Genomic DNA, 14,781 nt, shown 5'->3' with positions numbered 1-14,781 from the left:
TAGTGATTACCTCATTTCCAAACAGGAATGAGGTTTTTTCTTAAAAATGACTTAGAGTTTTATAGGTAATGGAGTAGTTTTAAAAGAGAAGGCTTTATATGCCGAAGGCGATGCAGGCAATCCGAAAAAAGTAAATATTGTATTAGGTGACACACCCGCTATGATTTTTGAGTTTGAGACAAAAGAATTGGCTGATAAAATGATAGATTGGGTGGGTGGCACTACTCTACCCGAAGATTTTTTAATATATAGCCAAAAAGGCTGAATTTTGTAGCGACCAAGCAAACAAACCCAACCTTTTAGAATGAGAAAACTCATTAGGGGCGAAATTATAAAGATTTTTGATAAAATACCTCTTGCTAAGCATCTATCAAGGAAAAAATTCATTGGTGATTTTCTGATAGGGATGATAGAAAGTCGGAAGGTGCAATTTAAAGAAATAGCCTTGCACATTGAGAGTGAAGCTGCATTAGAGTCAGTTGAACGTAGAATACAGGCATTTTTTAAGGATTATGATTTCGATTATAGGCAAGTATGTCTCTTACTATTAATGTTTTTACCTAAAGGTAAACTTCAATTATCAATAGATAGAACCGAATGGGACTTCTGCATTTATCAATGTAATATTTTGATGATAGTTGCTAAAAATGGTTCAATAGGGATTCCATTGTATTGGCAGTGATTAGATAATAATTCAGGTAATAGTAATTGTAAAGACAGGTGTGATTTATTACAATCCATTGTAGATGTGATAGGTTTGGATAGAATCGGATTGATAGTTGGAGATAGGGAATTTATTGGTATTCAATGGCTAAAGTATCTAAAAGACAGGCAGATAAACTTCTGTATGAGATTACCTAAAAACCATTTGATAACACTTAAGAATGGGGCTGTTTGTTCAATAAACGACTTATTGTCCCATCATAAAGCAAACGAAAAACTTAGTAAATTGCTAGTTTTTGTTAGTATTGTCGTAGCTATATCGTTGAAAACAGGTTAATATCTCCATCAAAAAGTAAAGATGATTAAAATCAAAAAACATGGATATAAAGCTAATAGCTTCTTTAGAAAGGGATTAGATTATATCAGAGTAAATCTAAAAAGACAAAAACAAAATTTTATAGCTACTTGTGAGATGCTTGTATATGATTTTTTGTGGTGGATTCATTTACAATTCATCTATCAGAAGCAATTAACAAAAATCTTCGGGTAGAGTAAATAATCTTGATTTTTGTACCAAAAATTTTTAATAATTTAAAAACCTTATTTTAACAAAGAAGACAAATAATTAAACAAAAAGGATAAATAAATAAGCAAAAAAGACAATAGAGATAGAATAAATTTAGTATTATGCTACGTTTGCATAGCCATTTTTAGCGTTTTTGACAACAGAATGGCATCTTAAACGCGACAAGATGTTTATAGATATACAAAGCGATTGAACGAATCTTTTGAGAGTATAAAAATCTAACTAGTTATGGACAATAATACTAAATTGCACGACTCTGTTCTTTGGTATCAGCTGAGAAATAGTGAAGAAAATGCTTTTTCTTTGTTATTTGAAAGGTATTATAATAAAATGGTTAATTATGGTAAAACTTTGACATCTTCACTAGAAACAGCTAAGGATTGTGTTCAGGATGTGTTTGTTGATATTTGGATATATCGCCATAAACTAAATGAAAATGTTGTTGTAAAAGCCTATTTATTATCATGTGTCCGCAAACGCATTGCCAATGCCTATAAGTATGAACGTACTTTTTCGTACGACAAAGACTTAGATTCTTTAAATTTTTCGTTCGATTTTTCAATAGAGAGTGAAATAATTCTTCAAGAAACAATTGCTTTAAAAGTTAAGAGACTTAATATTCTTATCAATCGACTTACTTCTCGACAAAAAGAAGCACTTTATCTTCGATACCATCAAGGGCTTTCTGTCGAGCAGATATCAGAGATTTTGAACCTAAACTATCAATCCACCAAAAACCTTCTTCATAGGGCTATTTTAGATCTTCGTAAGGAATTTCTTATTTTATTGTTAACCGTATTATTAATGGCATCAGTTAATTCTTGTATTTAAAAAAAAATAATTAAATGAGTACCATTTCTTTCAATCCTTCTCTCTATAAATGAACAAGCCTTTATAAAGGTAGTTTCTCAGTAAAAAATACGTATTTAGATAGGACCAAACTAGGTCAAACCATTAAAATGGATTTAGAAAATATAATAAATGAAAGAAAGATATGAAATACTTTCTTTTTAGAAAACTCGTCAAACTGTTTAATTAATATTAATCTATAACTAAATACTTTAATAACCATTGACTATAAAAGGAGAGTTATTTTAAAAATACTTGTTCAATGAGGATAAATTAACGATTACTATTGCTCTTCCTTAATATAATTTTAAAAAAGGTATTTAGCAATTTCCTCAAAAAGCAAACTATTAATAAATTAATGGAAAATCAGAAAAAATATAATACAATAGAAGAACTTTTATCCGATGAATCATTTACAAATTGGATTAGATATAATGAAGATTCTATTAAATGGGAAAAATGGATTTCAGAAAATGCAGAAAGAGCTGAATTAATAGAGGAAGCTCGCATATGGGCTCTTGCTTTAAAAGTTGAAGAATTTATAATTCCAGAGGAAGAAACAAGACAGGCTCTTGAGAATACTTGGCAAAAAATAGAAAAATCAACCCACAAAAGACAAATATTTTTAACAAAATGGTTTTGGTTAAGAGCTGGAGCAGCTTTTTTGGTCATAAGCCTTTCTTATTTTTTAATAACTCAAACGAAAAGTTCCTCAATTTCCTATCATGAACTAATCAAGCAAGAACCTAATAAATTAATTGAAAAAAATAATTATTCTAATAAACCCGTCGTCATTACTTTATCAGACGGCAGTTCGGTTATCCTTCAACCAAATAGTAAAATTAGTTATCCTAAGACTTTTACGAATAATGAACGAAAGATCTATCTATCGGGTGAAGGTTTTTTTGAAATTGCTAAAGATGCACAAAAGCCTTTCTACGTATATTCTCATGAAGTAGTAACAAAAGTACTCGGTACGAGTTTTAGAGTAATTGCCTACCCAAATCAATCAAATATAGAGGTATTTGTACGAACAGGAAAAGTAAAAGTACTACCGAATAAAAAAATAAAAAATATCACTAACCAAGAATTACTGCTTTTACCAAATCAAGCCATTAGGTTTTCTAAGGAAAAACTATCCTTTGAAAAAATCTTAAATTTTAAAATAAATAATACTTTGTCGGCTTCTACAAATCCGATTGAAAAAATCAATTTCGAGTTTGAAGATACCCCCGTAGAACAGATCTTTAAGGCTATTGAGGAAGCTTATTTAGTTAAAATTGATTACTCGAATCAATTAAAAAACTGCTATTTGACTACCTCTTTAAGTGATGAACCATTAGCAGAAAAGCTTAAAATTATTTGTAAGAGTTTAGGAAATAATAGCCATTTTGAGATAAATGAAGACCAAATAAAAATAATTTCAACAGGATGTAACTAAACCCATATGCTTTTATGATAAAAAAAAGCGCCACAAAATGTTACAGCATATTGGGCGCTAAGTAAAAACCTCATCTATAAAATTGATGAAAGTAAATTATTTAACTGTTCAGTAAACAATTAATATCTGTCAAATTTATGAAGAAAAAATTTATTTACCAACGTTTATTATTCCAACTCGTAAAACTCGCCATTGTTCAAGTACTCTTCCTTTTAGCATTTACTAGTAATACTTTGGCTACAAAAATAGAAGGACAAGAGTTGTTGAAATTAAAAGTTACTGTTAGTATAAAAGGCATCAAATTGAAAGAGGCTTTAAATGAAATTGAAAATGTAGCTAAAATAAAATTTTCTTACAATTCACGCATATTGGAGATGAACCAAAAGGTAACTATAGTAGCTACCAACGAACTACTTTCAAGTATACTAAATAGAATACTAAAGCCTCTAGGTATTGATTTTATGCAAGTAAGTAAACGAATAGTTTTAAAAAAAGAAGAATTTAAACAAGCGTTTGATGCTTTAACACCAATCACCCCTTCCGATTTAAATATTATTATTTCTGGAAAAGTTACGGATGAAAAAGAAGAGCCATTACCAGGCGTAAATGTTGTAATTAAAGGAACTCAACACGGTACAACAACTGATGTTGAAGGAAATTATAAAATTACAGTAGATAATACAAATAGCCTATTAGTTTTTACCTATATAGGCTATAACACTCAAGAGGTAGTGATTGGAAACCGGGACAAAATTGATATCAAAATGAGAGCGGTAGATAAATCATTAGATGAAGTTGTAGTTATTGGGTATGGTACACAAAGTAAAGCAAAAATAATTGGCTCAATAGCCAAAGTTGATGCGACGGCATTTAAAGATATACCTCTCACTAGTTTTGAACAAGGCATTGCTGGCCGACTAACTGGTGTTAACATTATACAAGGAACCGGAAGTCCAGGCTCTGCTGCTTCAATACAAATTAGAGGCGTTGGAACTATTACTGCTGGAGTAAATCCGTTGTTAGTTATAGATGGACTACCTACAGATAATCTTAATATCAGTGATATTAACCCTAATGATATAGAATCCCTTCAGGTTTTTAAAGACGCTTCGGCGGCATCTATTTATGGCTCTAGGGCATCAAATGGAGTAATTTTGGTTACTACAAAAAAGGGAGCTACTGGGAAAACGAGTTTTAATTTTAATATGTATTCTGGTAGCCAAGAAGTTACTAAAACCTATCAAATGGCTGATGCTTATCAATGGGCTTCCTTTCAAGTAGATACTTATCGGCAAAGGGGGGCGTGGACGGATAATTATGTTCCAAACCTTTATCAACCTTATCTAACAGGTACACCTGACTTAGTTAATACAGATTGGCAAAAAGAGATATTTCGTAAAGCCTCTATTCAGAGTTATCAACTAGCTCTTTCAGGTAGTCAAAAAAAAATTAACTACTATTTTTCTGGAGAATTTTTTAATCAAGAGGGTGTTGTAATAGGATCTAACTTTAAACGATATAGTTTCAGAACCAACTTAGAGTCCGTCCTTTTTGATAAGGAAGAATCTTTTTTTATCAAAAATGTTAAATTTGGCATCAATATAGCCCCTTCTTTTACTAACAAACAGGCTATTTCAGAGAGTCATCATAATAATGATGGTGTTATTTTGACGAGTTTGTATGCTTATCCAAATTTCCCCGCGTATAATGGAGATGGTAGCCCTGCATTAAGTCAACAATTATTATTTCGGCAGAATCAAGCGAATAACAATGGTGCTGGCTTTGAAAACCCTGTAGCAGTAGCTCTGTTAAGAGATAATCCTATTAATGGTTCTCGATTAATCGGCACCACATATTTAGATGTAGAACTTATAAAAGGTCTCAACTTTAAAACGTTAATCGGTACAAATTATTTTAATGAACAAAATAATCTCTACAGACCTTCTATCTTAGGAAAACGTAATCAACCAGCTCCAACAGTAGCAACCGCTACCTCTTCTACAGCAAGAATATTTAATTGGGTTAATGAAAATACACTAACGTATTCAACTACATTGCAATCCAATCATCATATTGACTTATTGGCTGGTTATACAATTCAGCATGAAACTATTTTTAGTAATACCTTAAGTGGGCAGGGATTTGCCTCAGATGAAATACATACATTAAATGCAGCAAGTCAAATTACTAGTGGTAATTCATACCAAGAGGAATGGTTTTTAGTGTCTTATCTAGGTCGGTTAAATTATGATTTTAAAGACAAATATTTACTTAGTATTGCTACGCGACGAGATGGTTCCTCGCGTTTTGGTGATTTTACAAAATTTGGCAATTTCCCCTCTATAAGTATTGGATGGCGAGTAAATAGAGAATCCTTTTTTGAATCATTTCGTAAATCTATTAGTGATTTAAAAGTACGCCTAAGCTATGGACGAACTGGAAATAACCAAATTCCTAATTATGGCTCTATTGCTTTATTGAATAATGCTAATTATATTTATTCAAACGCCATTGTCAATGGTTTAGCCCCTAACACTGCCCCTAACAAAAACTTATCTTGGGAAAACAAAGAACAATTTGATTTTGGATTAGATTTCGGAATATTTAACAATAAGGTTACATTTACCGGTGATTATTATTATTCTATTACGAAAGGCCTTTTGCTTAACGTTCCTGTACCTTCACAATCTGGCTACACTACTTCTTTACAAAATATAGGAAAAGTACGTAATAAAGGCGTTGAACTTTCACTAGCAACTAATAATATTCATTTAGGGCCTGTTACGTGGTCTTCTTCTTTTAATATTTCCATGAATCGCAACAAAGTGCTGGCTTTAGGAGACGGGCAGGATAGAATAATCTCTAAGCAACATATTACAAAGATAGGCGAGCCCATAGGGCAATTTTATTTATACAATATTATAGGGGTTTTTAATACACAGGACGAAATCAATAGCAAACCTCATTTAAGTACTGATAAACCAGGAGATTATATTTATGAAGACATTAATAATGATGGAAAAATTGATGGAAACGACAGAAAGGTTATGGGAAGTGTTTTCCCCAAATTCATTTACGGATTTACCAATACATTTCAAATAAAAAACTTTGATTTGAATGTGGTTGTTCAAGGTTCACAAGGAAATAAACTTTTTAACTTTACACGATTCTTTTTAATAGAACGAGGTGATTTTGCTAATGTATTGGCTGAACGAGTAACAGGAGCGTGGAAGTCTCCTAATGAGCCAGGAACAGGCTATGCTCGGGCTGGTTCTAATGATACATATTTACCACAATCTAATAAGCTTTTAGAAGATGCTTCTTATTTACGTATACGAAGTCTAACCCTTGGCTATACACTTCCTTCAACGGTTAGTAAAAAACTCTATATTGAAAAAGCTCGTATTTATTTTTCTTCATTAAACCCTTTTACCATTACGAAATACACAGGCTATAACCCTGAAGTAAATGCTACTATCGGAGCTGCTTTAGATGCAAGCGGAGGTCCTTTACAACCAGGTATTGACTGGGGAAATTATCCAACTGCTCGCTCTTTTAATATAGGCCTCAACTTAGCTTTTTAAGATAATTTAATAACATTTTATCAATTATGAAAAGATACATAGCAATAATATTTATAGGTATGCTTTTAGCGGCCTGTTCAAATAATCTTAATTTAAAACCTCTCTCTCAAAATAGTGTTGCCAATTATTACCAAAGTGCTAGTGATATAGAAGTAGGGGTTAATGGTGCTTATCAGGCCCTACAATTAATAGGGCAATATGGGCAGGACAATGTTTTTTTAATGGAAGTCAGATCTGATAATTCCGAAGAATCAGATTTAGGTGCTAGCGGAGCTATATTTTCAGATTTAGACACCTTCAAAGAGCGACCTACCAATTCCGTTTTAGCAGAAAGTTGGCGAGATAACTTCATAGGAATTCAAAGATGTAATATTATTCTAAACCGAATTGATGGAGTTTCTATGGATGCTAACATCAAAAACATTCGCAAAGGAGAAATGCAATTTCTTCGGGCATTGATGTATTTCAATTTAGTAAGAATTTTTGGAGATGTCCCTTTAGTATTAAATGAGACCACCGATCCAAATGAAAGCTTTAGTCAAGGGCGATCATCAGCCACAGATGTATATACTCAGATAGTAAGTGATTTAAATTCAGCTGCAAATTTATTACCGGTGACCCAATCACAGATAGGTAAGGCAACTAAAGGTGCTGCCAATGCTTTACTGGGAAAAGTATACCTCACTTTAAAAAGGTATTCAGAGGCTGAACAAACGCTAAGAAAAATTACAGGGTATAGACTAATTTCTTCTTATGCTAATGTATTTGGTGTATCTAACAAAAATAATGCTGAATCAATTTTTGAAGTGCAGTATAAAAAAGGAAATGGTAGCACAATCATTGCAAATGGGTTAGGAGATGGCTTAGGGCAAGGAAGCGCATATGCAAATTTATTTGCCCCACAAGGCGGAAATAGTCTATTAGGGCCGTCAGGAGGACAAGCTCTAGGTAGTAATCGCCCAACCCTAGACCTAATTAATTCGTTTGAACAAGGTGATTTAAGAAAAGATGCTACCATAGGCATATTGAATGATAGGGCTTATCCGGCAAAATATCTTGATAAACCCAATAAGGTATTTGATTCGGATTTAAATTTTATAGTATTGCGTTATGCCGATGTAATGTTAATGTTGGCTGAAGCATTAAATGAACAAGCTTATAATGCAACTGGAGAGGCTTTTTCTTTAATTAACCAAATTAGACAACGAGCAGGGTTAAACATTCTTACTTCCATAACAACCCCTAATCAAGATAGTTTTCGTTTAGCTCTGGAGAATGAAAGAAGACATGAATTAGCTTTTGAAGGACATCGTTGGTTTGACTTATTGCGTACTAATCGAGCGCTGACAGTGATGCAAAAACATGTAACTAATTCAGGTGGTGTGCAAATAGCTCTATCCTCAATAAAAGCCTTTCAATTACTTTATCCTGTTCCACAAACTGAAATCGATACAAATCCTAATAAAATATTACAAAATCCAGGATACTAATTTAAAAAAATACAATTTCAAGTATATACGCAGATTTATTCTACCTAATCATTCCAACTATTGGAATTTTTTGGGAAAGCTTAATAATTAAAAACAATTATGAAAATAAGAGTCTTTTTAGGAATAATATATTGCTTTTTATCGAGTAATTATTTAGCATTTAGCCAAACCTTTGGCATTATTGGTGATTATGGATGGAATCCACTTTCATCAGACCCTACTTATCAAGACGATCGGTCTCAAACATATATCCCTTCTCTAAATAAAATGGCTGTTGAAGCTGTAGCAGATAGAGTTAAGAGTTGGAATCCTGATTTTATCATTTCTGTTGGTGATGATAGCTATTGGTGCCGTCTAAGTAATAATTTCGACGATAACGTTGGGCCTTTTTATCGTAGTTACATATTTCCCTATAAAGGAATTTATGGTACAGGAAGCACTACAAACAAGTTTTATCCGGTCTTGGGGAATCATGATTATAAGACTTATATTGATGGGCATGGCGATTGTACTCGAGGAGGAAAAAACGGAGAAACACTTTGGAAAGAGTATTTTTCAAAATCGTCTAACTATTATGATTATGTGGTAGGAAATGTTCATTTTTTTGCAATGAACTTCAATCCAGAAGAAAAAAACGGAATTGATGTAAATTCCGTACAGGCACAATGGCTAAAAAATAAATTAGCTAGCTCTACCGCTCAATTCAAGATTGTTTATGGCCATATGCCTATCTATGTATCTTGCGACCCAGGAAGCACACATTGTAGTAATCCTATTTTGCAATGGCCTTTTCAAGATTGGGGAGCAGATGTAGTTTTATCTGGAGATGTACATTTTTATGAACGAAATGTAGTCAATGGATTTACGTATATTGTTAATGGTATAGGCGGCTCTAAAATGGATGCGACTACTTCTACATTTTTACCAGAAACCATTAAACACTACAAAGATAAATGGGGAGCCATGCGTGCAACTGTAAATTCCACAGAAAATTATATAAGATTTGAGCTCTATACTTATGACAATGAACTAATAGATGATTTTTTAATTAGACCTAACAAAGCTCAACAACGTTCTTGTAAATAATAATTATCACTAAACTTTAATTATATGGAAAAAAAAACAATTTTAAAGGATTTACTCATTAGAGTAAACCCTTATTACAAGGGTCATTCTACTATAAGTAAATTTGGTACCCTTGTTTGTTTGGTATTTTGCTTGCTACTATCTTATTTAGGACAATCTCAGACCTACACGAAAGCACAATTACTAGAAGCTTATCTTAAGCCTAATCTTCACCCTAACTTCTATATTCTAGCCGCTCATAGAGGTTATTGGAAAGACGTAGGTATTCCTGAGAACTCTAAAAAGGCTTACGATAAAGCAGGCTTGTATAACTATGACATGGTTGAAATAGATATTATGAAATCATCGGATGGGATTGTTTTTTGTTTTCACGATTGGATATTAGATAGGCTGACAAACGGAGAAGGAATAGTCAAAAAAGATTATAACACTACTTTAGTTACTTACGAAGCAATAAAGAACTTTACCTTAAAAGACCGGTATGAGAATGTTGTTGATGGTGAACATATTCCTACCTTAGAAGAAATTTTAACTTTATTAAGAGATAAATATCCAAATATTCTTATAAGTCTTGATAAAGTAAATACTTGTTTTCAAGAGGCATACAACGTTGCAAAAAAGGTGAATGTTTTAGATAGAGTATTTATAAAGGGGACCTACAATTCAGGTACTCCTTTTATAAAAACACCGAATGACCTGAAAAATCAATTCACCTCACAAGAGGCAAAAGACTGGGCTGTAGGGCATTATACTCCTATCTTGTTTTCAAATAATATTCCTACAGATTTTAAGTCTGATTTGGATTTATGGATTAGTAGTGGCGTAGCCTCTTTCGAAATAGTCTACAAAACAGATTCTGACCCATTATTGCAGCCCAGAACTGACTTGGGAAATATTAATACTGTGGAGTATGTAAAAAGTAAAAACAAAAGAGCTGGTATGTTTGTCGAATGGCCTGACAACTGTAATGGAACATGGAATTCACCCCAAAGTGTTTATAAAATTCCAGATTTTCCTAATGATAGAAGAAATGATTGGGATTGGGTATTACCTAAAGGAACAAATTATATAATAGCTGATAGAGTAGAGAAACTTATGGATTTATTACAAGCCATAGGCAAACGAACTTACTAAGCTTTTTTACTATATTTTAAATTTATAAAAAAATAAAAATGAAAAACATTACAACTTTTTCAACGATATACTTTTCTAAATTTTTTAAAGCATTGGAAAAGTGTCTATTGGTGCTAGCGATTTGCATAAGTAATTTTGCTTATGCCCAGTTCCCAGCATTACTTCATAATATACCAATTGATAATGGTAATTATAAAGACTTTGCTCAATCTCTAACACCTGTTACTAGTGGAGTCTCTAAATTTACTGATAGATTTGGTGATCCTAATGGAGCTGTCGCATTTAATTACAATAATGAAATTAGTTATATATCCTTTAATAACTTACCTGCATCCAAGTATAACACAAAAAAAACAGTCTCGTATTGGATTTACATAGACAATCCTACTACTATACCTGAAGGTCCCTTTCCTTACCAAGAGACGGATTTTTATAAACATATATATTCCTATTACACAAATGTAACTACTGGAGTTTTCCCAAATGAAGGACAATCAATCAGAGGACCGGTATTAGGTCAACATAGACAATATAATAATACAACGCACTGGTTTTTATGGTGGTATAAGCCTATCGAGTTTAATGTCATAGGGTGGTATCATATTATCCATGTGCAAGGTCAGTATTTTACAAAAGAATATGTATATAAACCTGATGGAACCAAACAATGTGCATTTAATTATTTAGGCGTACAGAACTGGGGAGCAAATAATTGCGAATTAGTATTAGGTAATACAGAAATAGGACATAAGCCAATAAAAGCCTTAGATGATTTTAAAGCATTTACGGACGAATTAACAGAAGCGCAAGCAGACTTGCTGCATAATCAAGAAATACCTGTTGAAAACTATGGAAATTATCGTATCAGAAATAAAGCGACAGGTAAATATTTAGCGGTGAAAGATTTTGGAGCTGACAAAGGGACAGAAACTCAAGCAAAAACAGAAAATGAAGCAGGAGCTACTTATCTGTGGCGTTATGAAAAAGATATTAATACAGGCCACCCGTTTTTAGTTAATATATTTGCCAATAATAATAAAGATATGAGTGGGTCGTGGACTTGGCCTGCACGTGTTTTAAACGTAAAAGGTGGCAGTGGATCGTACGGAACTATTCTCCAATTATGGGATCATGACAATACCAATTCTTGTAAATGGAGCTTAGAAAGAAATCCACAAACAGGTAGTTATAAAATTCGTACTTGGCTTAATAATAATCCAATTTTTCATAATGGGGGCAACAATCAAATTATGATTGGGACGGATAATAACGACTATTACGAATGGTATTTTGAAAAGGTCGATTTATCATTACCCCCAATTACCTCTCCTATAGATAATCTTTTAACTTATCGTCTAAAGAATAGGAACAGTAATCTCTATATGGCTTACGATTATCTTGCTGAAGATAACAAGGTCATTAGACAGAAAACAGAAAATGATGCTGGTGGAACATATATATGGAACCTTACGAATGGTAATGGCAACGGTCTTTACGCAATACAGACCTTAATTAAACCAGAAAATTGGTACCAAGACTTTTATAGATTAGATGTACCTAGTGGGACCACAGGATGGACAGAAATAAAACTATGGAAAAACTCTTCTCAAAAATGGAATATTTTTAAAGATACAGAAGGTTTTTATAGAATAGCCTCTGCTGTAACTGGAAGAACTATAAATGTATCTGGAGCTTCTACTTCAGCTGGTCAAGCCATTATTCAATCGGATGCCTGTACTTCTAATGGACAATGGACCTTTGAGCCTGTTAATTTTTACAAGGATAATTCTAATTCAGTTGTTCGTTTTAAAAATGCCCAGAATCCAGCTCTTTTCATGGCAATAGATTATAATCAATCTAATAATGGTAGTTCATTGAGGCTTAAAACCGAAGCTTATGCCGGAGCTACTTATTTATGGCAAATGCAAAAACCTAGTAGTAATTCAGGTATTGCAAATCGAAAAATTTATAGTTTCCCTTATTCTTCGAGTGGTTATACTCAAAAAAATGTGGATGTAAATGGTGCTTCAAATGATAATAATACAAAATTGCAGATTTGGGATGATAATTCAACAGGCTCTCAGAGATGGCTCATTTATAAAAATTCGAGCAATAACTATCAAATAGTTCACCTAATATCAGGTAAGTTTTTAGGGACGTCATTGGTAACAGAAAATCAAGCTCTAACTCTACAAAATTCATTTACTACAAGCTGGGTTATTGAAAATGTGAATATGCCTAACTTATCTGGTGTTGAGTTTACGATAAAAAATGTTAACAGTTCAAAATATATAAATGGCAGTTCTAGCGGAAATTACCAATCTGCTTACCCATTAAATTGGTGGAAAATGTATTCAATAAGCTCTAATATATATAAGATGTACTATACTGGTTATGGAGAAAATTGTATGGATTTAGATTGGAATAGATTAGATGATGGAAACATGATTAAGATACACCCATACAGTGATGGCAATAAGGCACAACAATGGCTTTTCTATCAAGATACACAAAATCAATACAGAATTGCCAGTGCTTCAACAGGAAAGCTGATTGTGGTTGAGAATGCAAGTACAGCAGAAAATGCTAGGGTTTTCCAATGGGGCGGTGGGTACAGCAATAGTCAATGGATATTTGAACCACGCTCTTCTGCTAGTCGGCTTGCTACCGAAAATACAATTGAGCAAAAAGAAGAAAATCCCGTTTTGCTTTACCCTAACCCAACTACGACGCCAGAAAAAGTAACAATTGAGTTCTCTTTACCTGAGCAAGATCGTGTAAATTTTCAGTTATTTAATGAAGCTGGTAATTTAGTTATGCAAGAAGAACGCACACTTCAAGAAGGACAACAGAGCGTTGAACTTAGCTTGCCTCCTATTTCCAAAGAAGGAACACATAATTTACGTATCGTATCTGCGAGTGGAAATCTTCTCGCCACTAAAAAAATCATAATTATTAAATAATATATCGTCTTAAATAAGCTTAGAACCTTGAGAAATAAAAAATTTAGGCATAATGGCGAAAAAAGTTAATAATATAATTTGGGTTCGGAATTATTTGTAAAAAACTAAATTTAAATCAACACTTTGGAGAATATTTTGACTAGTCCTAAAAAATCGATACAGAATTAATTAATATAAAATGTACCTTTTTAAGCAGTAGTAATCATTTGATTGCTACTGCTTTTTGATTTGTAAGACTTAAATATAAGTTTATTTTGATTATGTATTTGTCTGGATATTAATAAATAAATCTCGGATACGCACAAGTTTGGCTTATTTCGGGGTTTTAGTATTTTGAGTCTGCAAAAACAACAGGTAGTAGTTGTAAATGTATGATGAGTTGAATAAATAAAATAAAGAGAGCGTACTTTGCGATTATGTCTCAAGTAATAGTAAAGTTAGAGTACCCTCATTGTTTTTCTAAAAAAGTATAATTCCATTATAGTAGGATTAAAAAGTGAATTGTTCAATGGGTGTATTATTCTCGAGCCAGAAATGGTAGAAATAGTTGCAACCTCTGGCGACTTGATAATGAAAAGCAAGACCCGTCTTTTCTTCAAGCAGGGTCTTTAACTGTTCAATATCCGAAACATAAACAAATCGTTGATTGTCCTGATACAGTTCAATCGTATCTATGCCTTTTTGAAAAGTCTTTAGCTGCCCATGCACATATTCAACTAGTTCCATTATCGTTTGCTGCGTTGGTGGCTACTTTTGCAGCCTGGTGAACAAAACTTGTCGCTCATTTTAAGGCTTTTACGCTTTTGCAAATCCGCATAATCGATGTCAGCACCACAGTAACGACAACTATCTCTTTCACTCTCCAGCTCTGACTGAGTAGCCATTACTAACTTTACTTCAGCAGGCTTACTCTCCTGAACTAGCTCAGAAATATCTGTTATGCCCAACAAGGCATCGACCGTGATATTCCACCCGCGCGCTTGTA

10 protein-coding genes are annotated in these 14,781 nt (G+C 32.9%); 8 read left to right on the top strand and 2 right to left on the bottom strand.

Features of this window, described 5'->3' with window-relative positions:
* Nucleotides 1-304: 304 nt before the first annotated feature.
* The 8 genes from WAA15_RS23840 (at nucleotide 305) to WAA15_RS23805 (ending at nucleotide 13,796) form a co-directional block, all read left to right on the top strand.
* A complete protein-coding gene (locus tag WAA15_RS23840; RefSeq protein ID WP_337045366.1) occupies nucleotides 305-682 on the top strand; it encodes a hypothetical protein in 378 nt (125 codons plus the stop codon).
* 795 nt (nucleotides 683-1,477) lie between these two features.
* Entirely contained in the window at nucleotides 1,478-2,080 is a 603-nt protein-coding gene (locus WAA15_RS23835) for an RNA polymerase sigma factor (RefSeq protein ID WP_337045365.1), read from the top strand.
* A gap of 376 nt (nucleotides 2,081-2,456) precedes the next feature.
* Nucleotides 2,457-3,539: a FecR family protein gene (locus WAA15_RS23830; protein WP_337045364.1), complete on the top strand. Its 1,083-nt coding sequence runs from the start codon at nucleotides 2,457-2,459 to the stop codon at nucleotides 3,537-3,539.
* A 137-nt stretch (nucleotides 3,540-3,676) separates the two neighbouring features.
* Nucleotides 3,677-7,123: a SusC/RagA family TonB-linked outer membrane protein gene (locus WAA15_RS23825; protein WP_337045363.1), complete on the top strand. Its 3,447-nt coding sequence runs from the start codon at nucleotides 3,677-3,679 to the stop codon at nucleotides 7,121-7,123.
* Nucleotides 7,124-7,149: 26 nt separating this feature from the next.
* Complete coding sequence (locus tag WAA15_RS23820) at nucleotides 7,150-8,613, top strand: RagB/SusD family nutrient uptake outer membrane protein (RefSeq protein ID WP_337045362.1); 1,464 nt, start codon at nucleotides 7,150-7,152, stop codon at nucleotides 8,611-8,613.
* 99 nt (nucleotides 8,614-8,712) lie between these two features.
* Nucleotides 8,713-9,699, top strand: coding sequence for a metallophosphoesterase family protein (locus tag WAA15_RS23815; protein ID WP_337045361.1), 987 nt, complete (start codon nucleotides 8,713-8,715; stop codon nucleotides 9,697-9,699).
* Nucleotides 9,700-9,723: 24 nt separating this feature from the next.
* Complete coding sequence (locus WAA15_RS23810; protein WP_337045360.1) at nucleotides 9,724-10,833, top strand: glycerophosphodiester phosphodiesterase family protein; 1,110 nt, start codon at nucleotides 9,724-9,726, stop codon at nucleotides 10,831-10,833.
* A gap of 38 nt (nucleotides 10,834-10,871) precedes the next feature.
* The gene (locus WAA15_RS23805) at nucleotides 10,872-13,796 is read left to right on the top strand and encodes an RICIN domain-containing protein (protein WP_337045359.1); all 2,925 of its coding nucleotides are present in this window, start codon (nucleotides 10,872-10,874) and stop codon (nucleotides 13,794-13,796) included.
* 489 nt (nucleotides 13,797-14,285) lie between these two features.
* On the opposite strand, the gene WAA15_RS23800 is transcribed toward WAA15_RS23805, so the two are convergent.
* Both WAA15_RS23800 and WAA15_RS23795 read right to left on the bottom strand, forming a co-directional pair.
* Entirely contained in the window at nucleotides 14,286-14,522 is a 237-nt protein-coding gene (locus WAA15_RS23800) for a hypothetical protein (RefSeq protein ID WP_337045358.1), read from the bottom strand.
* The coding region (locus WAA15_RS23795) for a hypothetical protein (RefSeq protein WP_337045357.1) at nucleotides 14,522-14,781 on the bottom strand (260 nt) is incomplete at its 5' end. The genes WAA15_RS23800 and WAA15_RS23795, both read right to left, overlap by 1 nt.

This window comes from Emticicia sp. 17c (assembly GCF_037153985.1).
Classification (GTDB): domain Bacteria; phylum Bacteroidota; class Bacteroidia; order Cytophagales; family Spirosomataceae; genus Emticicia.
This window is presented reverse-complemented; position numbering and strand designations above follow the sequence as displayed.

Bases quoted from the DNA above. Each gene is read 5' to 3' on its own strand.
- WAA15_RS23815 (WP_337045361.1), top strand. From the start codon at position 8,713: ATGAAAATAAGAGTCTTTTTAGGAATAATATATTGCTTTTTATCGAGT.
- WAA15_RS23820 (WP_337045362.1), top strand. From the start codon at position 7,150: ATGAAAAGATACATAGCAATAATATTTATAGGTATGCTTTTAGCGGCC.
- WAA15_RS23835 (WP_337045365.1), top strand. From the start codon at position 1,478: ATGGACAATAATACTAAATTGCACGACTCTGTTCTTTGGTATCAGCTG.
- WAA15_RS23805 (WP_337045359.1), top strand. From the start codon at position 10,872: ATGAAAAACATTACAACTTTTTCAACGATATACTTTTCTAAATTTTTT.
- WAA15_RS23810 (WP_337045360.1), top strand. From the start codon at position 9,724: ATGGAAAAAAAAACAATTTTAAAGGATTTACTCATTAGAGTAAACCCT.
- WAA15_RS23840 (WP_337045366.1), top strand. From the start codon at position 305: ATGAGAAAACTCATTAGGGGCGAAATTATAAAGATTTTTGATAAAATA.
- WAA15_RS23800 (WP_337045358.1), bottom strand. From the start codon at position 14,522: ATGGAACTAGTTGAATATGTGCATGGGCAGCTAAAGACTTTTCAAAAA.
- WAA15_RS23830 (WP_337045364.1), top strand. From the start codon at position 2,457: ATGGAAAATCAGAAAAAATATAATACAATAGAAGAACTTTTATCCGAT.
- WAA15_RS23825 (WP_337045363.1), top strand. From the start codon at position 3,677: ATGAAGAAAAAATTTATTTACCAACGTTTATTATTCCAACTCGTAAAA.